At 52.1% G+C, this 20,656-nt stretch carries 20 protein-coding genes; 10 read left to right on the top strand and 10 right to left on the bottom strand.

Annotation, left to right across the window (positions count from 1 at the left end; translation table 11 throughout):
* Nucleotides 1-159: 159 nt before the first annotated feature.
* The 4 genes from OO017_RS15130 to OO017_RS15115 all read right to left on the bottom strand — a co-directional run bounded on the left by OO017_RS15130 (nucleotide 160) and on the right by OO017_RS15115 (nucleotide 4,746).
* Nucleotides 160-2,472 carry a M20/M25/M40 family metallo-hydrolase gene (locus OO017_RS15130; protein ID WP_266053438.1) on the bottom strand — a complete coding sequence of 771 codons (2,313 nt, stop codon included), beginning with the start codon at nucleotides 2,470-2,472 and terminating at the stop codon, nucleotides 160-162.
* A 69-nt stretch (nucleotides 2,473-2,541) separates the two neighbouring features.
* Entirely contained in the window at nucleotides 2,542-2,739 is a 198-nt protein-coding gene (locus OO017_RS15125) for a hypothetical protein (RefSeq protein ID WP_266053436.1), read from the bottom strand.
* Nucleotides 2,740-3,274: 535 nt separating this feature from the next.
* Nucleotides 3,275-4,057 (bottom strand): TerC family protein, encoded by a 783-nt coding sequence (locus OO017_RS15120; RefSeq protein WP_266053434.1) that lies wholly within the window; start codon nucleotides 4,055-4,057, stop codon nucleotides 3,275-3,277.
* 191 nt (nucleotides 4,058-4,248) lie between these two features.
* Nucleotides 4,249-4,746, bottom strand: a complete 498-nt coding sequence (locus tag OO017_RS15115) for a YajQ family cyclic di-GMP-binding protein (RefSeq protein ID WP_266053433.1) — start codon at nucleotides 4,744-4,746, stop codon at nucleotides 4,249-4,251.
* Nucleotides 4,747-5,021: 275 nt separating this feature from the next.
* Between OO017_RS15115 and OO017_RS15110 the strand changes: the two genes are divergently transcribed.
* The 4 genes from OO017_RS15110 (at nucleotide 5,022) to OO017_RS15095 (ending at nucleotide 8,241) form a co-directional block, all read left to right on the top strand.
* Entirely contained in the window at nucleotides 5,022-5,453 is a 432-nt protein-coding gene (locus OO017_RS15110; RefSeq protein ID WP_266053431.1) for a GNAT family N-acetyltransferase, read from the top strand.
* Nucleotides 5,454-5,462: 9 nt separating this feature from the next.
* Nucleotides 5,463-6,017 (top strand): lipocalin family protein, encoded by a 555-nt coding sequence (locus tag OO017_RS15105; protein ID WP_266053429.1) that lies wholly within the window; start codon nucleotides 5,463-5,465, stop codon nucleotides 6,015-6,017.
* Between the two features lie 747 nt (nucleotides 6,018-6,764).
* Complete coding sequence (locus OO017_RS15100; protein ID WP_266053427.1) at nucleotides 6,765-7,595, top strand: hypothetical protein; 831 nt, start codon at nucleotides 6,765-6,767, stop codon at nucleotides 7,593-7,595.
* 184 nt (nucleotides 7,596-7,779) lie between these two features.
* Nucleotides 7,780-8,241 (top strand): GNAT family N-acetyltransferase, encoded by a 462-nt coding sequence (locus OO017_RS15095; protein ID WP_266053425.1) that lies wholly within the window; start codon nucleotides 7,780-7,782, stop codon nucleotides 8,239-8,241.
* 78 nt (nucleotides 8,242-8,319) lie between these two features.
* Here the strand turns inward: OO017_RS15095 and OO017_RS15090 are convergent, their stop codons facing one another.
* Nucleotides 8,320-9,282, bottom strand: coding sequence for a sterol desaturase family protein (locus OO017_RS15090; RefSeq protein ID WP_266053423.1), 963 nt, complete (start codon nucleotides 9,280-9,282; stop codon nucleotides 8,320-8,322).
* 203 nt (nucleotides 9,283-9,485) lie between these two features.
* Between OO017_RS15090 and OO017_RS15085 the strand changes: the two genes are divergently transcribed.
* On the top strand, nucleotides 9,486-10,424 hold the full coding sequence (locus OO017_RS15085) for a glutamate--tRNA ligase family protein (protein WP_266053421.1): 939 nt from the start codon (nucleotides 9,486-9,488) through the stop codon (nucleotides 10,422-10,424).
* A gap of 566 nt (nucleotides 10,425-10,990) precedes the next feature.
* Here the strand turns inward: OO017_RS15085 and OO017_RS15080 are convergent.
* From OO017_RS15080 to OO017_RS15065, 4 genes are all read right to left on the bottom strand, one after another.
* Nucleotides 10,991-11,494, bottom strand: a complete 504-nt coding sequence (locus tag OO017_RS15080; RefSeq protein WP_266053419.1) for a GDYXXLXY domain-containing protein — start codon at nucleotides 11,492-11,494, stop codon at nucleotides 10,991-10,993.
* A complete protein-coding gene (locus tag OO017_RS15075; RefSeq protein ID WP_266053417.1) occupies nucleotides 11,484-12,560 on the bottom strand; it encodes a DUF4401 domain-containing protein in 1,077 nt (358 codons plus the stop codon). The genes OO017_RS15080 and OO017_RS15075 overlap by 11 nt, the downstream gene beginning before the upstream one ends.
* Nucleotides 12,547-13,515: a DUF2157 domain-containing protein gene (locus OO017_RS15070; RefSeq protein ID WP_266053415.1), complete on the bottom strand. Its 969-nt coding sequence runs from the start codon at nucleotides 13,513-13,515 to the stop codon at nucleotides 12,547-12,549. Before OO017_RS15070 ends, OO017_RS15075 begins: the two co-directional genes overlap by 14 nt.
* Nucleotides 13,516-14,350: 835 nt before the next feature.
* Entirely contained in the window at nucleotides 14,351-14,869 is a 519-nt protein-coding gene (locus OO017_RS15065; RefSeq protein ID WP_266053413.1) for a DUF2911 domain-containing protein, read from the bottom strand.
* Nucleotides 14,870-15,085: 216 nt separating this feature from the next.
* Here OO017_RS15065 and OO017_RS15060 point away from each other — a divergent pair, with 216 nt between their 5' ends.
* The 4 genes from OO017_RS15060 (at nucleotide 15,086) to OO017_RS15045 (ending at nucleotide 19,243) form a co-directional block, all read left to right on the top strand.
* Nucleotides 15,086-16,477 (top strand): mechanosensitive ion channel family protein, encoded by a 1,392-nt coding sequence (locus OO017_RS15060; RefSeq protein WP_266053411.1) that lies wholly within the window; start codon nucleotides 15,086-15,088, stop codon nucleotides 16,475-16,477.
* Nucleotides 16,478-16,604: 127 nt separating this feature from the next.
* Nucleotides 16,605-17,246: a hypothetical protein gene (locus tag OO017_RS15055; RefSeq protein WP_266053410.1), complete on the top strand. Its 642-nt coding sequence runs from the start codon at nucleotides 16,605-16,607 to the stop codon at nucleotides 17,244-17,246.
* An 80-nt stretch (nucleotides 17,247-17,326) separates the two neighbouring features.
* On the top strand, nucleotides 17,327-18,016 hold the full coding sequence (locus tag OO017_RS15050; protein ID WP_266053409.1) for a haloacid dehalogenase type II: 690 nt from the start codon (nucleotides 17,327-17,329) through the stop codon (nucleotides 18,014-18,016).
* A 156-nt stretch (nucleotides 18,017-18,172) separates the two neighbouring features.
* A complete protein-coding gene (locus tag OO017_RS15045) occupies nucleotides 18,173-19,243 on the top strand; it encodes a coiled-coil domain-containing protein (RefSeq protein WP_266053408.1) in 1,071 nt (356 codons plus the stop codon).
* 77 nt (nucleotides 19,244-19,320) lie between these two features.
* Here OO017_RS15045 and OO017_RS15040 read toward each other — a convergent pair whose 3' ends face one another.
* Entirely contained in the window at nucleotides 19,321-19,779 is a 459-nt protein-coding gene (locus OO017_RS15040; RefSeq protein WP_266053407.1) for a YybH family protein, read from the bottom strand.
* 215 nt (nucleotides 19,780-19,994) lie between these two features.
* Between OO017_RS15040 and OO017_RS15035 the strand changes: the two genes are divergently transcribed.
* Nucleotides 19,995-20,462 carry a VOC family protein gene (locus OO017_RS15035; protein WP_266053405.1) on the top strand — a complete coding sequence of 156 codons (468 nt, stop codon included), beginning with the start codon at nucleotides 19,995-19,997 and terminating at the stop codon, nucleotides 20,460-20,462.
* Nucleotides 20,463-20,656: the final 194 nt, after the last annotated feature.

The raw sequence follows: 20,656 nt of genomic DNA, 5'->3' as shown, positions 1-20,656 counted from the left end.
GCTTGTATGGTAATGTTATACCCTATACTGCGCACGCCGGCTCTATGGTTTGGCTCAAATCAAGATTCCTTTTAAAGTATAAATTTGGCTGGATGCCTTACTAAAATGGGCGAGAAACTCTTTGAGATTCAGGGTGAGGAATCATCCCGCAGAACCAGCTTAGAAAGTATAACTTTTACGCACCACTGTCAGGTTGCTGTCGCGGCCCTGCTCTGCTATGACGTGGGGTGGCCGGGGCGATTTCACCAACTCCTGCGGCAGGCCAATACTTTGGTCGAGGAGGTGCAGCGTGAGGGGTGCACCTGGGGCCAGGCGAACTTCCAGCACTACTGCCTTGCTTTCGGGCAGGCCGTGGAAGCGGGTAAAGTATACTTCCCCACTATCGGTTTTAAGCGGATCTAACGGCAGCACCTGGCCAGCCAGTTTTATACCTTGCACCTTGCCCGGCAACGCTGTTTGCAGCGCCAGTTCCAGGTGGGCAGCCCCGCGCGGCGAACTAAGGCGCAGGCGGAGCAGGCGCATATTATCAGACGTAGCATCCTGCAGCACTTCCGCTACAGGGGCTGGCAGGCTCAGGGCCTCTGCCTCGTTTTTAAGATATGGTATAGAGGCGTGCGGATACATTTCTCTCAGCGGCTCCCGGGTGGCTGAGGTAAAAAACTGCCTGTTCCAGTCGTCGGTACTAGGAAAGCGGCTAGCCCACCACGCGTTGCCGGTATCAGTGTTGAGGTAGTAACTCACGTGGCTGTGCAGTGGCCGCTCGGCAGACGGCTTCTCTCCGGTTATAGCTTGCGCCAGCAGCACACCACCCACCAGCAGCAGCACCAGCGACAGCAAGGGCATATTTTTCCAGCTAAGGCCGCGCGCCACAAACACCAGCAGCGGCAGTAGCAGCCCGGCCAGCACCAGCGCCAGCAGCACCATACCATAAGGCATTTGCAGCGAGAAGGCCGTAAAAACCACCTGCGCAATGGGCAGCAACAGGAAAACAGCCGGCACATTGGTCAGCAACAAAACCAGCGTGTACTTTGGCAGCATCTCCGAGGTGCCTTTCCAACCCATCAGCAGCAGCGCAAGCGTACCACTCAGGCTAAACAGCAGCGGAAACAGAAACAGGTAAGCCGCATTGGGTATCAGCAGGTACAAGGTCAGCATCAGCATAAACTGAAGTATAAACACACCCAGCTGCAGCGAGACAAGGCGCAGCCAACGCAGCGCCAGCCGGCTCAGCAGCAGAAAAAAGCCCAGCGCCAGCAGCAGGTAAGCAGCAAAGAAACCATCGGCACTGTACACACCATTTTGCCGGTGCGACAGCGGCAGCTGGCTCCATACCCATTCGTTTAGCGGGTAAAAAAATATGGCGATAACAATCAGCAAGAGCAGGTACAGCATAAAGCCCATTAAAAGGCCGCGCGGTTTTACCACCTCCTGCCGCAGCGCTACCCGAACGGTTACGAACAGCAGCAGCGTTGTAAGGGCCACCCAAAGCAGGTTTAAGCTGGCATCATAGTTTATAACCCAACTCCCCGCCACGTTAAAAAATACCCTGTCGCGAGCCTTTGTCTGGTTTAAGGAAGTACGGCCGAAGTGGCGGGTAAGGGCCAGCAAGTTGCTGCCATGCTGCTGCAGGGTACTTAAGCTCAGGTTTTCAGGAGAGTCAGTGGTTTTGTGGTAGTGTACAAAGCCATCAATAAAAGCAGCGTTAAGGCCGGTGTAACCTTCGTCTTTGAACACGGTAAAATCAGTGTTGTTGGGCATCCGGCTGTAGATCTCGTAGGCCAGCGAGTTAAAGAATGGGTAAGGCGCTACGCGGGCATACTGCTTCGCTATCCACCCGTTTTCGGGGCTCATCTCAAAGGTCATGCTGGGGCCGCTAGTGCCGCGCGCCTCCAGGTTTAGCACCAGCGCCACATCCTTTGCCCAGGGGTGCTTCTGGAATGCCCTGGCTCCGTATAAGCCATACTCTTCTCCATCGGTCAGGAGCACGATCACGTCATGCTGCAGCGGCGCTTCCTGCCGCAGGGCGCGTATGGTCTCCAGAATAGCAGCCACCCCGGCGCCATCATCACCGGCTCCTCGGGCGTTAGGCTGAGAGTCGTAATGGGCCATTAAGAGTACCGCTTTGCCAATATCGCCTGCGCCCTTTAATCGCCCGATCAGGTTATACACATAGCCTATGTGGGCTGACCCGTTTTTACTTTCCATCGCTGTCGCCTCCTGCACCTGCGGGCTCAGCCCCAGCTGCTCCATCTCCTGCAGCAGGTATTTCCTCACCTCCGCATGTGCGGCTGTTCCCATGGCATGCGGCTCCTGGGCTATCTGCCGCACATGGTGCATGGCCCGCTCCGCCGAAAACGCTGTGGCCGGGGCACTGGCAGGCACTGGCGCAGGCGGTGTCAGCAGCCAGAGGCTCAGCAGGGACAGCCCTATCAGGGTGAAAAGCAGCAGAACGGCAACAAGGGAGCGGCGCATGGCAGAATCGGCATAGTGTACGGCTAATATATAGAAAATCTGTAGATAAGCGGCTTGGGGTCAAAGGTTTTAGGATTTGAGTACCCTTGCCTCCATACTCTTCTGGCGCAAGTCTTCAGACTTATGTCCTTTTGTGGTGTTGCGTTTGTAACTCGATTGGCTTGGAGAGCCATACTTTATACTTTGGTTGTACTTTATACTTGCCTTTCCCACTGTTCCGGACATCCTTGTCCGGAACCTCTCTGCCGCGGATTTCCTAATCCGCATATTTATACTTGCCAGTTTATACTTTCGTAGCCGCTGTTTTCCCCAGTTTGAACCAAGCTATCCTTGCTAGCTACCGCTCATCCTCAGTCTTGCATACCTATCGTTTCACTTCAGGCTTTGGCTCCCTCCAGCCCGGGAGGGCTCGTCTTCCCGCATCGCGCTGGGACCTTTTCCTTTGCTCCTGCGTCGCAATGCCTCGCTCCGCTCGTCACCGGAAAAACTCCAAAGGCGCTCAACGGAAAGACTGGAAACATATTCGATAGCTGTGGCTAACGGAACTTCAGCCGAATTCCCCTCTCGGGAGGGGTAGGGGTGGGCTTATACCTGTCCGGGTGTCCGAGCATTCGCCACGAAGCTTTTACTTCTAAAGTGGCAGTAACAGGCTCCCCTCCTTAGACAAGGAGGGGCAGGGGTGGTTGGCCCCGATACTGCCCCCTCTCGGGAGGCCTAAAGACAAAGTATAAAACAGCACCGGCACCGCCTGTAGCAGGGGTGCCGGTGCTGTTTTATACTTTATACTTACGAGGCTAAACCGTTATACCACCTCTTCTTCCTCGGGTTCCAACACTTCGTTCTGGCGCAGGTGCACCGGTATGGTTTTCTTGCGCAGCTTCATGTTCAGCATTTCTACGAGCAGCGAGAAGAACATAGCAAAGTAAATATAACCTTTCGGGATGTGCTGGTGCAGCGACTCCACTACCAGCATAAAGCCGATCAGGATAAGGAAGGCCAGCGCCAGCATCTTCACTGTCGGGTGCTTGTTCACGAAGTCGCTCACGTATTTGGCGAATATCAGCATGATACCCATGGCCAGGATAACGGCAATGATCATCACGATCACTTCCTGCGCCAGGCCAACAGCCGTCAGGATAGAGTCGAAGGAGAACACGATGTCGATAAGTACGATCTGTACCAATATCTTGCCCAGTGTGGCATGTACCTTGGTTGTGCCATGTTCTTCTTCCTCGCCTTCCAGCTTGTTGTGTATCTCGGTTACAGACTTAGCCAGCAGGAACAAACCGCCGGCAAAAAGTATAATATCACGCCACGATACGGCAAACTCATCTTCCGTAAACGGCAGGTCTATGCTGAACAGCGGATCGCTTGCGCTTACAATCCAGGAGATAAAGAGCAGCAGGATTACACGGAAGATCAAAGCCAGGGCCAGGCCTATGGTACGGCCTTTGGCTTGCTGCTCGTGCGGCAGGCGGCCTACCACTATCGAGATAAAAACGATGTTATCTATACCCAGCACCACCTCCATAAAGGTCAGGGTGAGCAGGCTTATCCAGGTATCCGGGTTGGCGAAAATTTCCATACTTTGTTGATAAATTGTTTGATGGTTAAACTGGTGTTTTTGGCTTACCAGCACAGTTGTTTAGCGCTATGCGCTTACGGATTGCGAATGAGCAGGTACAGCTAAACACGCACAAAGATTTTGGCTTCCTGCTTTTCACCTTTCTGTAACCGAACAATGCAGCAGCTACACAGTCTAGCCACTCAGCAACTTTAGCTTTTCATATTCACGAACTGCAGCGGCATGCCGATCTCCTCGGTGTTGGTGCGCAGCAAGGCAATTACCCCCTGCAGGTCATCTATCTTCTTGGCGGTAACGCGTATGGTTTCGTCCATTATCGCAGCCGATACTTTCAGCTTGCTGTCTTTGATGATCTTCATGATCTTCTTGGATGTTTCCTTATCGATACCGGCCTTTACCTTGATGTCTTTCTTCATCATGGCGCCTGACTGGTAGGCCTCCTTCGAGAAATCGAGGGCGGTGGCATCCAGCCCCTGCTTCACCATTTTACCTATAAGCACATCCTCGGTGTGTTGCACGCGCATATCGTTTTCCATCGCGATGTTCACCTCGTTGTTTTTCTTATCGAACTCGATGCTTCCCTTAGTATCACGAAAATCGTAGCGGTTCATGATCTCCTTGCGGGCAACGTTCACGGCGTTGTCCATGGTTTGTGGGTCTACCTTACTTACAATGTCGAAAGATGCCATAGTTTTATAGTTATACTTTAAAGATTGATTTACCTGAATTAAGCCGACAAAGTTATCCTTTTGAGGGGAAGATAAAGTATAGTTAATAGCTAATTGTTGATTACTGATTGCGGTGTTGTTGCCTTGCTTAATTGTTGAATTGCTAAATTGCTGATGGGAGGATTGTAAAAATGGTTTATAAAATGCTTTTAGGCCACAACTCCTGATTAATATATGAGTTGGTTTGCAGATGAAGTCTTCAGACAGCCAACGGTTAAACAACGTAGCAAGCAACAATGAAGATAATAGAGCCCGCCACACCAGAACAGTTTGAACAGTATTACCGCCTGCGCTACCTTACGCTGCGCCAACCTTGGGGCCAGCCCGAAGGCAGCGAACGTGTAGACGACGATGCCACGGCCCTACATGCCATGCTCGTGAACGGTGCCGGAGAGGCCATTGGCGTGTGCCGCCTGCATATGAACACGCCGCAGGAGGGGCAACTGCGGTTTATGGGCATCCGGGGCGACCAGCAGGGCAAGCAGCTGGGCGACCGACTGCTGCAGTACCTGGAGGAGCGCGCCCGCAGTCTGGGGGCCGAGCGCATGACGCTGCAGGCCCGCGAAAACGCCGTGAACTTTTACCGCCGTAACGGGTATGAAGTAGTAGAGAAAACATACCTGCTGTTTGGCTCCATACAGCACTACCTGATGGCCAAGCAGCTATAGACCACTACTATGAAGCAACAAACCAAACTCATCCTTACGGCAGGCGCTGTGCTGGCCGGCGTGGCGCTTGTAAGCAGTTATAGCCGTAGCCACGCTCCGCTTAAAACTGTGCCCCACGTAGACCTGCACCGCTACATGGGCCGCTGGTACGAGATAGCCCGCCTGCCGCAGCGTTACGAAAAAGGTTGCCACTGCGTGTACGCCGAGTACAGCCTGAACCCGGAAGGCTATGTGGAGGTAAAGAACACCTGCCACAAGGGTGGGCCTAACGGCAAAACAAGTACTGCCGAGGGCAAGGGCTTTCCGGTAGGGGGCAGCAACAATAGCAAGCTGCGTGTGCAGTTCTTCTGGCCCTTCCGGGGCGACTACTGGATACTGGAGTTGGACCCCGACTATCACTATGTACTGGTGGGCTCCCCGGACCGCGAAAGCCTCTGGGTACTCTCCCGCACCCCTACCCTGGACCAGGATGTGCTGGAGCACCTGGTGCAGCTGGCCGACCAGAAAGGGTTTCCGGTTGAGAAGCTGCAGCTAACCGACCAGAGCTGCTTTACGCAGGAGTAATCATACTTCAGGATTTATGCTTTCAGCAGCTGCCAGGGCTTTTATACTTTGGCAGCTGTTTTTTGTGCGATAATACCTTTAAAGTATAAAATAAGTATAAAATCCTACAACAGCACTATAGTATCGTTGAAGATTCCTTATATTGCTAAACTACTATACCACTTAACTTTAACCGAGAAAAGCCTATGGCACTAATGTTCCGGAGTATCTGGATGGCGATTAATAAAGCGCTAACCATTATCAACTCCACAGTGTTGGGTATTATCTTAGGAAATACGCTATATAATTATGAGAAAAAGAAATATGTAAAGGTTCCGCTTATGGCCAACATCGCCCTGCTCGTGGTACTAGGTATAATAGCGGGTGCCTACTTCTATAAGTTTTTTATAGCCTGACACATGAGCAAAGGCACCAAACTAGCTGCTTTTCTCACTCTTTCAATAATCCACCTACTTGTAAAATTCGTGCACAACCTGGTCGGGTTTGAGTATGATTTGTTCCGCTAAGGTTTACTCACTAGTAATTTTGTAGTTGATATTGCCTCATGGGGTATAGTATATGCGGCAGTTTATTTCCTGCTAAAGAGGTTGCTACCTCAAAAAGGCGCTACAGCTAAATAAATTCTGACAAGGCTTTACCTGATGAGAAACGCAATTCCGTACATAGTGCAATAAATGTATGCTTTTGTTTAGCAGCTTAGTTGTATGCAACTTAAATCATAAATATATGAATAGGTGTAAAGGAGTTATGCAATTACAGCTGCTGCGATATCTTATCATTATTGTGGGTGTTGTACTGCTTCCAAATAAACTTCTTGCACAAAAAGAGTTCTACACTCCCAAGTCACTCTTAATCCCGCTTCACGATCAAAAAAACCAGTTGCATTTTTCTTTTGGCAGAGGTGGTGGTTATGACTTTAACCTATCTTATGCCTTTACAGATAAGCTGGCATTGTTCTCTGCTGCTACCTTCGACAATGACACAAAGAAAAGATTAAGCATTATTGGTGACAGGTATGATGTTGACAGGGACGATTATGCACTAAAAGGCGGATTCGGTTATTTTACCAAAACTGACAATCCTGAGTTTCCCATTATAGAGGCGTACGTGGGTACTGGTATAACCAAGATTAATAATTATTGGCATTTTAAAGGCGATACAGATGGAGAGGCTACGCAGGCACGGTACTGGAGCGTGTTCGGGCAATTTAATGCAGGTAAAAGAGTGTCGGAAAGTGAGTACGGGCTTGGGCTAAGGTTTACATATTCACAGTATACAGACTTCAGCTTTTACGACACCTATTCCTCTTCTACAAAAAGCAGTTATAAAAGCTTAAGAGGCTTAACTGCTGACCCTGAAATAAGCGCGGGCTATAATCTGTATGGGGTAATCATACAAGCACAGGTAGGAGTGGCGATACCTTTGCTTGCCCCGCTTGTAGAGCGAACAGACACTCATACCACCTATGAAGGGACAACCGAAATAAGAACCTCTATCAATTCAGATGAAAAAATGCGCTTATACTCCCTTATAGGTAGATTGAGCTTACAGTACAAAGTAAATTTTAATAAGAAGTAAAATGCAACAAGCACAAAGTTCAGCCCTTAAGCTCAGCTACTCCTCGGACATCGGCTGCACTAAAGTTACCCCATACGCAAACACTAACACACCCTCTCACGTTGTTCTTCTATCCCACACTTCTCAGGCTCAGGAAAGCCAGTGGGAGCAGCTAATCAAGTAATAACTCATACTTCCGGCATACATGATCCGCCCTTATACCCCAGCTGATAAGCCAAAGCTCATCGCCTTGCTGCGCCTCAACACACCCACCTACTTTGCGGAGGCCGAGGAAAGCGACTTTGCTGCCTACCTGGACTCATTTACTGAAGACTACTTTGTAACGGAAGAAGAAGGCAAACTGATCGGCGCAGGCGGCATTAACTATTTCCCTGAGGATGGCCAGGCCCGCATCTCCTGGGATGTTATCCACCCTGACCTTCAAGGCAAAGGCATCGGCACACAACTTATGCAGCACAGGCTCAAGGTCATCAAAAACAAGCCCGGTATACACCTGATCGTTGTGAGGACAACCCAGTTGGTGTACAAGTTTTATGAGAAGATGGGCTTTGAGCTGGAGAAAGTTGAAAAGGATTTCTGGGCCCCAGGCTTCGACCTGTACCAGATGCGGCTGCCGCTGAAAGAACGTACCGCCGGGAAAGTATAATGCGCAACGTATAAACAGGTCCGGCCCCAAAGTATAAAGTCATACTTTGGGGCCGGACCTGTGTTTCTAACGCTCTTTTTAAGAAGTTACCAATTCTGGCTGACTTGCCTGAACAGCAGCTTTCTGCTGCTGTTGCTGCCACTCCTGCTGCAGCATTTTGGAGGTTTTGCGGCTGCCATCGTGGCTCCAGCCCGGAGGGCCAAACACGTACATAAACTTAGCCTTCCACGATTTCACGTTGCGCACATCCTTCCAGATATCGTTAAACTCATGAAAATTAAGCGTGATAGGGTCGTGCTTGGTAGGCGGGTGCAGCACACCAAACTTTGTTTCGAGGTGCTTGTCTTTGTCCAGGTAGGTACCGAACATCTTATCCCATATAATGAGGATGCCGCCGTGGTTGCGGTCCAGGTACTCTATGTTGCAGGCGTGGTGCACCTGGTGTACCCAGGGGGTATTAAACACCTGCCCGAACACAGGTATTTTAGGCACCAGCGTGGAGTGCAGAAAAAACTGGTAGATAGAGTTGAACGACATGCACAGCGCAATCATGACCGGGTTAAAGCCAAGTATAGGCAGCCATAGCCAGTAAATCGGCTTATAGAGGAAGATGGTCCAGCCGTTGCGGAAGGCCGTGCCCAGGTTAAATTTATTAGAGGAGTGATGCACCAGATGTGCCGCCCAGAAAATACGGATGGTGTGGCAGAAGCGGTGGTGCCAATAAAAGTTAAAATCATCGCCGATGAGGCAGAGTACCCACACCCACCAGGTCCAGCCCAGGTTGTCGTAGCCCAGAAACTCCACGCGCAACGGTTCAAAAAGCTTGTAGAACAGGAAGAACAACCCGATCTGGTACGCTTTTGTCAGGGTGTTGAGTGCGGCGGCCCCTAAACCAACCATGGTGCTGGCCACAGAGTCTTTCAGGCTGTACAGCTCTTTGTCCTCGCGGTAGCTGATGTACGCCTCGCCCGCTATCAGCAGCGCAAAGAGGGGTACAAAGTAGGTGAAGGGATTAGGCATCTGGTCGAACAGAATTTCCATAGGTATGCAAAAAGTAAAAGTATGAAGCGGGGTACAGGCAAAGTGCCAGATACCTCAGGAATGCTCTAATTTACGTAAAATTATTCCAAAGTTCTGCCTCTACAGCTGCTGCGGCAGCCTCTAGACATCATACTTTTCGCTGTTTATTGGCTATAATAGCGCATTTCTACTAAATTTATCCACTACGCACAACCAGCAGCACCATGCCCACAAAGCAGCCCTTTCAGCTGAAGACACGCATCGCCCCCACCCCCAGCGGCTATCTGCACCTGGGCAATGCCCTCTCGTTTGCCATTACCTGGGCGCTGACGCGGCAGCAGAAAGGCAACATCATACTTCGCATTGATGACCTGGACGATGCCCGCTTTCGGCAGGAGTACCTGCAGGACATTTTCGAGACGCTACACTTTTTAGGCCTGGACTATGATGCAGGACCTGCCGATGCAGAAGACTTTCTGAAGAACCACTCACAGCACCTGCGCCTGCCGCGCTATCACGCCCTGCTGCAGCAACTCGTGGACAAAGGCGTGGTGTACGCCTGCCCCTGCTCCCGTAAACAGCTGTCCGCTCTGCCCAACAACAGCGCCTGCGACCTACATACCTGCCGTCACGAGCAACAGCCCCTGCAGCAGCCGGGAATTGCCTGGCGCATTCGTATACCCGAGGACACTCAGGTTACATTTCAAGACCTGTTGCTGCAGACCTGCACTATTGCCTTATCGGAAGAGATGCCGGATTTTGTGGTGCGGCGCAAGGAAGGTATACCAGCCTACCAGATTGCCTCGCTGGCTGATGACCTGGACATGGGCATTAACACCATTGTGCGGGGCGAGGACCTGCTTTCGTCCACGGCTGCGCAGCTTTACCTGGCCCGGCTGCTCGGCGCGGAGCAGTTTACAAGTATAGATTTCGTGCATCACCCACTGGTGCTGGAGCCGGATGGTGGCAAGCTTTCCAAGTCACACGACTCCCTTTCTATTTCGGAGATGCGCAAGCGTGGCCTCAGCAGCAAAGCCCTGTGGCAAACTATAGCGCGAACACTAGGTTGGCAGGAGGCGGGTATAGAAGATGCCAAAAGCTTTTTAGACAGGTTCAGGTTGGAGGATTTGCAAAAGATTAGCGGGAAGGAGCTGAGGGTATAGGGCCTCAACAAAGGCTAAGGTTAGGCTAAAAGTGTATTACTGCCGCGAGTTTTCAACTCGTAGTTATCCTACCACCCCTAGCCCCTCAGAGCTACGCTCGCTAGTTTCGCACTCCCGTTCTCGGTAATCTAAGGAGGGGAGTTTTCCAGCAGACAATTACATCCCCCTGCCCCCTTCGAAGGGGAGTTGGTTCCAGTTGCATAGCAAAGGCAGCGGCTATCGAAATGTCCCCAATCATTCCGTTGAGCGCCTTTGGAGTTTTTCGGTGCCCAAGGCATTGCGACGCAGGAGCAAAGGAAAAGCTCCCAGCGCGATGCGGGAAGACGAGCCCTCCCGGGCTGAAGGGAGCCAAAGCCAGAGATGAAACGGTAGGTAAGTAAGACTAAGGATCAGTAGCAGCTATCAAGTATAACTCCTCTTTATAAAAGAGAAAGCGAGTTAATAGCTTGTGAGTATAGCACTAGGAGCAGGGGTAGTTGGATAACCACGAGATGAAAACCCGTGGCAGATTGCACGTTTTATACTTTTACCTTGTGCAGCAGCCTCGCCGCTAAACGCAGCTATATTTAGTTATTTTTTCCGACCGGCTGTATCAGCTGCCGCTGCTCGTCGTACAGCCCCACCAGGATGCTATTGCCTTGCTCATCTACCCGGAGCCCGCCATACTTTGCTTCCTCAAAAATTATAGCCTGCCCCTCCTCAAAAAAGTATGATTCTGCCCCCAGGTTTATGCTCCATTCGCCCTTGGTATACTTTAGCAAATACTCTCCTGAGTTCAGCGGCGATTTCTCTTTCTGGTAGCGCACTAGCTGCGCCACCTGCTGCTCATCCAGCTTCACCACGGCGTAACCTCTGTTGGGTATCTTTTCAAGATCTGCTGCCTGGCTGATAGCGTAGCTCAGGCGCATGTAATCGCCCTGCATAAGGGAGCGCGGGTCTACGGGGGCCAGCTCCAGCAGCACCAGTTCGCCTTTCTCCAGCACCTCCTCCTTCTCCACCACCGACAGGTTGAATATTACCAGTACCAGCACCAGGTTCACAAGTATGATTATGGTCCTTTTAGTCAGCATAGCTTTTCAGATAATTGTTGAGCAACACGAACCCTCCCAGAAACAGCAGGCCGCTTGCTATCAGCACCCCAGATTTGGCCAGCAGCGTCATGTTCAGGTCGTAGTAGTACAGGATCACGAAGTACACCAGCGCCAGCAGCCCCACCCAGAAACCCGGATTGTGGCCGATGTAAAAGCTGGCCAAAAGTATAAGCAGCGCCCCCGGAACCGAGGGCGTAAGTATAAACGGCGCGAGTAGCAGCACACAGCAAGTATAAATAACACCATGCGCTTGCTTGCTTACCATCGGCATCCCTCTTAGGACGTGGTGCACCAACAGCAGCAGGCAACCCGCCAGAAAGATGCTGGAAGTCCAGAAATGCTCAATAGAGGTAGACAGGAACTTCTGGTGCACGAAAAGCGCCAGCACAATCACCAGAGACACAATCACCCCCATCCTTACCGGCCCCAGCACCAGCCCAAACCGAGGGGAGCCAGCAAGTAGCTTCGCCTCATACAAGCTCATGTAAGTAAGTATGGCCGCAAGTATGGCGATCAAACCGTGCGACAGCGAAAAGGCCTCATGGATAAAGATCAGGCTCAGCAGGCTCCCGTTCAGCACCAGCACCGAGATGAATACGCAAATAGCACTTTCGGACAGACTGATGATCATCAAGGCAGCACAGGCAAGAACAAGCGTTACGGCGGTATCGCCATCGGTCATTTGTCCTGTGCCGATAGTCAGCAGCGCATAACCCATAATGTTCAGCGAAACGCCCATCGCGTCAGCAGTGGCGTCTTTCTTTAGCCTGATCAGCGCCTCCGACCCTACCAAAAAGCAAATGCCGAAGAACAGCATTCCGATACCAGAATTGTACAAACCGGCCATCAGCAGAAAGCCCATAAAGGTAGTCATGCCTAATAGGCCACCCAGAATAGTAAGCACTTTGATGGGTACGCGCTTGAGGAGCGAGGCGGTGTGGGAGGTTTCAGCCTCTATGCTGTCCCGGTCGTAGTAAAAGTCGGGCTGCTCCTGCTCAAGTTCCTGCAGCAGCGCGTCCAGTTGGGTTGTATCAGTATTTGCCATGCCACTGCCGGTTTATTTTCCCTAAATATTGAATAAGTAACGTGATGCTGCCTACCACAAACAAGGAGGCCAGCAGCATGATCAGTTCAGGTGCCTTGTCTATAAATCGGGTGATAAGCGCGGTAAAAAAGGCGATGGCGCTGAAGGGTACAGCCGTGAGGTAAAAAAGCTCGCGCACCCGTAGACCGTACCAGATGGCGCCGCCATACATGCTAAAGCCAAGCAGGTACGCCAGGCCGTAATCCTCCCGGATGTTAGTGAAAAGCAGCGAAATCATACTTACCGTAACCAAGGAAATAGCAGCCAGGCCCAAAATTCTCGGGAACCACCGGTGCTGCACGTTTACCCGCCCTTTTGCCGCCAATACCTCCCAGGCAATTACAGCAGCGGCATTAAGTATAAACAGCACGTCCAGCACAACGGCAAAGCTCCAGTGGGTGGCTACCTGCTGGGTATAAAGTATAAATGTGGTATTGAGCAGCGCCAGAAAGATAAACCACAGCGGCTGAAAGTTAGCTACCAGCACCCACAGCACCACGCAGTAGGTCCATCCCCAGAAGAAGTCGAAGGCATTGGCACCGGTCTGGTAGATCTGCCCGTACACGGCAAACAGCACTCCCACTAACATAGCGCTGGCCGTTAAGAGCACGTTCCGGATGGTTTTATTGAGTCTGGTGATGAGTGCGGCAACGGTAGTGGCCAGCAGCAGGAACTCGAGTATGCCCAGCTTCACGAACTTGTGCATGTCGGCCCAATTGTAGGCGAAAAAGAAGATGATACCGGCTAGGGTAAAACTGGCGCCCGTACCCAGCAAGAACAACCGGATAAAGGTGGCCCAGTTGCGGGGCGTGGCGTAAAGTCCTTCGCTACGGAGTCTGTTTCCAATGCCGGAGGCTTGCCAGTTGCTATGCCGGGCGATACTGATGATCAGTTCCCGGGTAATGCTTTGTTTCATAGGTTAAGTGGATTGCAAAAGGGAATGTACAGAAACAGCACCAGGTATGCAATATGGAGGTTGTACTTTAATTTGAGAACACCTATTTGTCAGAATCAGGTTTTCCAAGATGATGGGAAGGTGTACACCTGCCCTTGAGAACTACGCTCGCTAGCTCAAAACTCACGTTTTGGCTAGTCCCGAGATGGGGATTATACCTCTCCCCAACCCTCTCCTTTTCTCGAGGGCCCCTACCCCAAAACAGGAGAGGGAGTTTCGCAGTACCGGTTCCAACCACCCCTGCCCCTCCTTGACTAAGGCGGGGAGCCTGTAATTACTGATGTTGAAGTGTAAGTTTCATCGTTGGGGATGGCTGTCAACAGCAATAGTGTAAACCCACCCCAACCCCTCCCGAGAGGGGAGTTCTGCTGAAGCTCCGTTAGTGGTGGCTATCGAATCTGATCCCAGTTTTTCCGTTGAGCGCCTTTGGAGTTTTTCCGGTGCCGAGCGGTAGCGAGGCATTGCGACGCAGGAGCAAAGGAAAAGCTCCCAGCGCGATGCGGGAAGACGAGCCCTCCCGGGCTAGAGGGAGCCAAAGTAAGAGGTGAAACAATAGGTTTGTAAGACTGAGGATAAGCAGAGGCTAGAGAGGATAGCTTGTTTTAAGTTGCAGGAAGCTGCCGCTAAAGTATAAAGTATGGCTTTTCAAGCCAGTTGAGTTACAAACTCAACATCATAAAAAGGACACAAGTCTGGAGACTTGCGCCATAATCAGAAGACTTCCCCCAGGTTACGCCATAAAAAAAGCGGCAACCACTTTTCAGCCGCCGCCGCTCCCAAATACGCTAACTAAATCTTACTCTACCGCCTCAATCTTCACCGGTACCTCCAGGTTCTCCCAACTCAGAAGCAAGCCTTCGTCAGTCACGTCATACTTCAGTCGCTCGTTCATGGCGGGGGCCTTGCGCGGAGTTACCTTTACCCGCAGCGCGTCCTGCTTTTCGTCATACTGCGTGCCCCATTGCTTCGCCGTTTTGTTGAAAATCACGATCCACTCATCCTCACCGGGCAACGTATAAAAGCTGTAGGTTCCCGCCGGTAGCCGCTCACCCTCCACCAGCACGTCTTTATCAACTGTTACCGTGGTGGCCTCGTTGGCCCCGGCGCGCCATACCTGGCCGTAAGGCACTAGCCCGCCCCAGATGTTGCGCCCTTTTACTGAGGGGCTGCTATAATTAACCGTTATGGTGGCATCCCCGGCTTGCCCGGAAACACTGTCAGCCGGACTTGCCTTGCCGCCCTGTGCCGAAGCGCCGAAAGACAACACCATGCCCAACAGCAGCAGCCACATACTCACTAATTTTGATTTGTTCATAGTATTTATAGCTTTAGTTCAAAAACAGCATACGTAAAAATCAGGCACAGGTATAAGTATATTATTGATTATCAGCAGTAAATACAGCTACTGCGTCAGGCAATATCCCAACAGGGTATCCTGCTCCTTTCACTGCAGAAACGTCTCCTGCCGCTTTCTTCCGTATAGGGAAGTGATGTATACAATGAAGCACCGTTAGCCGAAATAGAAACGCCTATGCCATCATCCTACAGCAAAAAAACCTCCCGCACACAAACCCTAAAAACCACCTACGGCAGAAGCCGCTACAACGCGGGCGCTGAAGCAGGCTATGGCACAGGCCGCGTCACACCAGCCGGGCGACAAGCCATTCGGAAAGCCAGGACCAGGAGGGTCAAACGCGGCTCTACTGTAGAGGGCGCTAAAAACAGGCTGAAGAATTTTAGGCAGGCCACTATCCTGGCGGTGGCTGTTACGGGCTTTATCATGCTGCTTTTTGCCCCCAGCGAGGCAGGGCTGGCGCAGGACGGGGAACAGGAAGCGGTTGACACGGTAGCTATTGTGGAGGAGGTGGCCGTAGCGGATCTGGTAGCGCCAGACTCGGCCATGGACACTGCGGCAGAAGACACCACCTCGCAAATTTTATCGGGCAAAGAGGCAGCAGGCGAGGCAATAGGGGCGCTGCAGGGCCTCTGGGATAGCTTTTTCTACAACCTGCCCAAAATGCTGATCGCCCTGGGCACCCTCCTGCTAGCCTGGGGTGTGGTGCGGCTGCTCAGGCTACTGCTCCAGAAGGTGTTGGGCCGCTGGGAGCGCTCCAATGCCATCATCTCCCTCCTCTCAATTGCGGTGTGGCTTTTGGCCATTGGCATTGCCATCAGCGTGGTGGCCGGCGATATACGCGCCTTGGTGGGCTCTCTGGGTCTCATCGGCCTGGCCCTGTCGTGGTCGCTGCAGACTCCGATTGAAAGCTTTACAGGCTGGCTCCTCAACTCCTTTCAGGGTTACTACCGCGTGGGCGACCGGGTGCGGGTAGGCGATGTGTTCGGGGATGTTTACCGGATCGATTTCCTGACCACCACCGTCTGGGAGATAGGCGCACCCTACCAGCCCGGCTTTGTGCTGGCCGAGCAGCCCACAGGCCGCCTGGTTACTTTCCCCAACAATGAGATCCTGACCGGCACTGTCATCAACCTGACGCGCGATTTCCCTTATGTGTGGGACGAACTGGCCTTTGGCGTGGCTAATGAGTCAGATATATCGCTGGCAACGGAGGTGCTGGGGAAGGTGGCCGAGCAACTGCTGGGCAATTACATGGTAACACCCGCCCGCAACTATGCCGCGCTCCTTAAACGCGCCGGCCTGGATTACAACATCGCCGATAAGCCCCAGGTATTTATCTCGCTGGAGGAGTCCTGGACCAACATCATCATCCGCTACCTGGTGGGTGCCCGCGAGCGCCGCAAATGGAAAAGCGAACTCTCCATGCGCCTCACCAAGGAGACTGCCAAGCCCGAGTACCGCAATAAGATCATACCGGTGTACCCGCGCCAGCAGGTGCAGTTTATTAACCAGATGGGCATGCCCGTGGAGGCCGCATGTATGAAGGGAGGCAATGGAGAAGTATAAAAGGCAGAACTTTCCATACTTGCCGGAAACGCATACGCACAGGCTTGAAAGGCCATGCCTTTTATTCGTTGCAACCTTCCGGAGGGTGAGGTGGTAAGCAACCATACCTCCCAATAAAACTATGGCTATGAACCTGATTTACATGAAACGACTCATACTTCAGTTTGTCGCCTTGCTGGCCCTGGCCTCCTGCGGCTCCGACTCCGCCGATGGCAACTATAACCGTGCCGCCGACGAAGACCTGATAGAAGAGCAGGTAGGCTCGGATACCCAATCAAACATTGACAGCATAGCGCAGGCAACCGACGAAGGCAACATCCTATACCCGCTCCCTGACACGCTGACAAAACTGCTGGAGCAAAGGCAGCCGCGGGCCCGCGTCGCCACCCTCCCCGACGAAGTAATGGCAACCAAGCGCCTCCAGGTGGAGAACCCCTTGTACCTGCGGGGCAACCTGAACGGCAACAGCACCCCGGATTACGCCGTGCAGGTGCTGCAAAACGACTCTATCTACATTCTGGCATTCCTGGACTATCCCCAAAAGGCGAAGGAGGTGAAAGTGGCAACCTACCCGGCCCGGCAGCTGAACGGGGAATGGTACAGCACATACCAGCTAAAACTTGCCCCGCAGGACTCCCTGGTACGCAACCCGCGTAAGCAGCAAACAACTACCCTCAAAACGGATGGCATATCGGTGATAGAGGAGAGCCGCACCACTTTGTACGTGCTGCAGAACGGCCGCTTTATACCTTTCGATGCGCAGAAGTAGGGCTTTAAAAAAGCATCAAAGTATAAAATCCCGTCACCGTAAAGCATTTAAATTATTCCTCCACCCAAACGCTCCATACCATGCCTATCTCCTCTAAAAACAGACCCGCAGTTCTGCTGTTCGATGTGAACGAGACACTGCTGGATTTGTCCGACATGCAAAAGGCCGTGAACCAGGCCTTCGGCAATGAGCTGGCGTTTAAATTGTGGTTTGCACAACTCCTGGAGTACGCACTCGTGGAAAACGCGACAGGCCGCTACCACGACTTCGGGGAGGTGGGCCAGGCCGTGATGCGCATGACAGTGGCCATAACCGGCAAGGAGGTGCCTGAGGAAAAGCAGAAGGAACTGGTGGCGATGGTGAAGGAAACCCAGCCGCACCCCGATGTCATCCCCGGTTTGCAAAAGCTGCAGCAGGCAGGCTTCAGAATGGCCACACTCACCAACTCCCCCGCCAGGTCAGCTATACCGCACCTGGAAGAGGTAGGCCTGAAAGCCTTTTTTGAGGAGACCTTTAGTGTGGATAGCGTGGCACAGTTTAAGCCAGCCAGAGCCCCCTATCAGTTTGCTGCCGAGCGGCTAGGTGTTGCGCCGGAGGATGTAATGATGGTAGCCGCCCACGGTTGGGACATGGCCGGTGCCCTGGGTGCCGGGGCACGCACGGCCTTTATCTCGCGTCCGGGCCAGGTGCTGTACCCGCTGGCCCCGGAGCCGGAGCTTATCGCCCCGACCCTGCTGGAGCTGGCGGAGCAACTGCTGAAGATGGAGTAGCCGACATGGGAAAAGCACTAACTGCCATACTTGGTTTATGCTTAGATCAAGTATGGCGAATATACCTTTTAGTAGGAACATACCTTAGGCACGGCGAAAAAAGTATACTTTCGTACCCTTAACCCAAACCCGCGACTGCCTTTATACTTTTCCCTAATGCCCCAGAACAACAAACCTGCCCGCCAACTCACGCCCCAAATCACCTCCCCCGGTAAGCATAAACTGAGCAAGCTGCAGCAGGAGTTTAACCAAAAGACGGCACTGATAGACCAACTGAAACAGGAGCTTGCGGCCAGGCACGAAAGTATAAACCTGGCTCAGAAACGAATCGAGAAGGAGTTGCGCCCCATTATTGAGCAGCAGCTGGAAAAACGCGTAGAGCTGGCAAATCTGCTGGACGAGGCCTACGCATCGGCACTGTTCAGTTACCGGGAAAAGGAAAAGCTGGCTACCCTGATAGAGAACATCACCTTTGACCTGATAGCCAACTATGAGCGCCAGGACATGGTAGAACTGCACGACAGGTATGCGGAGCTCACCTACAACGAAAAAACAGCCTATACCCAGGAAGACACGCAGGCCCCAGATGAAAGTATAAAAGACGATGAACCGGGTATAGAAGAGGATTTTGATGACCAGGATGACTTTGAGCGCATACAGGCACAACTGGACCGGGAGATGGAGCAACGGGAGCAGGAGAAGCAGAACCGCCAGAAAAGCCGCAAAACCAAAGCGCAGTTAGCCAAAGAGGCCCAGGCAAAGGCCGAGCTCAGCAACATCAGCAAGGCCAGCCGCCGCGTGTACACCGAGCTCGCCAAACTGCTGCACCCCGACAGGGAACTGGACGAAACAAAACGCGCCTGGAAAGAGGAAGCCATGAAACGCGTAACCCAGGCCTACCACCACGACGATTTCTTTGAGCTGCTGCGGCTGCAGTTGGAGTTTATGCAGGAGCAGGGCCAGGCACTGGACCAACTGCCTGAGGAGCAACTGCAGTACTATGTCAAAATCCTGACCGACCAGGTGGAGGAGCTAAAGGGAGAGCTTCAGGATTTATTAACCGGCTCCAATGCAGGGTTTTATACTCGCTTTGGAGGCACTCCCAAACAAATGGATCAGAAATTTAAGTCGGCCAAAGAGGACCTGAATCGGGAACTGGAGCAGCTCAAACAAAACCTCCGCACCCTGCAGGATGACCCGCAAATGATCCGGATGCTTTTGAAGTAGAAAGGAGTCGTCTCAAAAGACCTCATAGTGTTTACAAAACCTGTGAGTGTCTGGTGGAATGGCCGCTGCCTCTATTTCTAGTTTGAGTGGTCGTGCAGTATCTTCCAGCCCTCGTTAGAGTGTTCAAACACCAACGTATAACGGCCGCTTTGTGCTGTCGAGTCCTGGTTTGTGAGGATGTATCGCCCGGTTACCAGTGCATGGCTGTTGCCTAAAGGGCGCATCTCCAGGCTGTCGAAGCTTAGGGTAGAGGTTGGTGTGCCGGTTTCGGTAAAAGCCTCCTGGTAATACCCTTTCATCTCGCTCACCCCAATCGGGCCCTTCGGCAGCATAAATGTGGCCGCGCTGTCATACACCGTCACAAATTTGTCCAGGTCGCCTTTATTCCAATCTGCTGTAATAGCCTCAAGTGTCGGAATAACCTGTGTGAAATCTGCCTTTGGCTCTTCTGCTATAGTAGTTTCAGCTGTGTTGCAAGCAGTAAATAATAGCACCGCAGCAAATATAGCGCAGTTAACAGCGTTCAGTAGTTTCATTTTGTGTAGTGGATTTAGAAGTATGGATTTCGTGTGGTAAATATGCAAAATTCCAGATATACTATGCAGGAATTTATTTAGTTCCCTAACGTCTCTATCGTTTTTTCCTTAATTTAGAAGATATTGCAAGTATAAGCTCAATAAGCGGAAAGGCTTATACCATATCAGAGCTTGCTTGCCGCTCTTAAATGATTTATAAACTTACCTCTCCTTATATGAAACAGCTTGTTACTGCTTGTATCTGTTGCCTGCTAAGTTTTGCCACTTTCTCCGGGAGTGCGCAGACCAACCCCATCACACTTAGGCTCAACCACATTGCCGTGTATGTGCACGACCTGGGGCAGAGCACAGCCTTTTATGAGGATGTACTACAGCTAAAGCAAATCCCGGAGCCTTTCAAGGACGGCCGGCACACCTGGTTCTCTCTGGGAGATGCCGGTCAGTTGCACCTGATACAGGGAGCATCCCAGAACATCCCGCGCGACAAGAACGATCACCTCTGCTTCAGTGTGGCGTCCATAGAGGACTTCATCGCCAACCTCGACAAGCACCAGGTAGAATACACTAACTGGCCCGGCACCGCCAAAACCCCCACCGTGCGCGTGGACGGGGTAAAGCAAATCTACTTCCAGGACCCGGACGGTCACTGGATCGAGGTGAATAATGATAGGTTGGGGAGGTAGTGTATCATCATACCGCCAGTTTGAGCGCAGCGGTAACTGGTGGTGGAGCATGATAGCCAGTTTGCAACTGCCGAAAGTATAGTTCTGATAACTGCTTTTACAAACTGGCCTCCTAGAAAGCCGCAAGTTGCGCTGGCGCTAAACTTGCGCCATGGGTGCTGCAGGATCCGGTGCAGGTGAAGGTGTTGTTGCAG

Origin of the sequence: Pontibacter anaerobius (assembly GCF_026241195.1) — a bacterium.
In the GTDB taxonomy this organism is placed as follows: Bacteria; Bacteroidota; Bacteroidia; order Cytophagales; family Hymenobacteraceae; genus Pontibacter; species Pontibacter anaerobius.
Note: the sequence above shows the minus strand (reverse complement) of the source record. Positions and strands in the feature narration are given on the sequence as shown.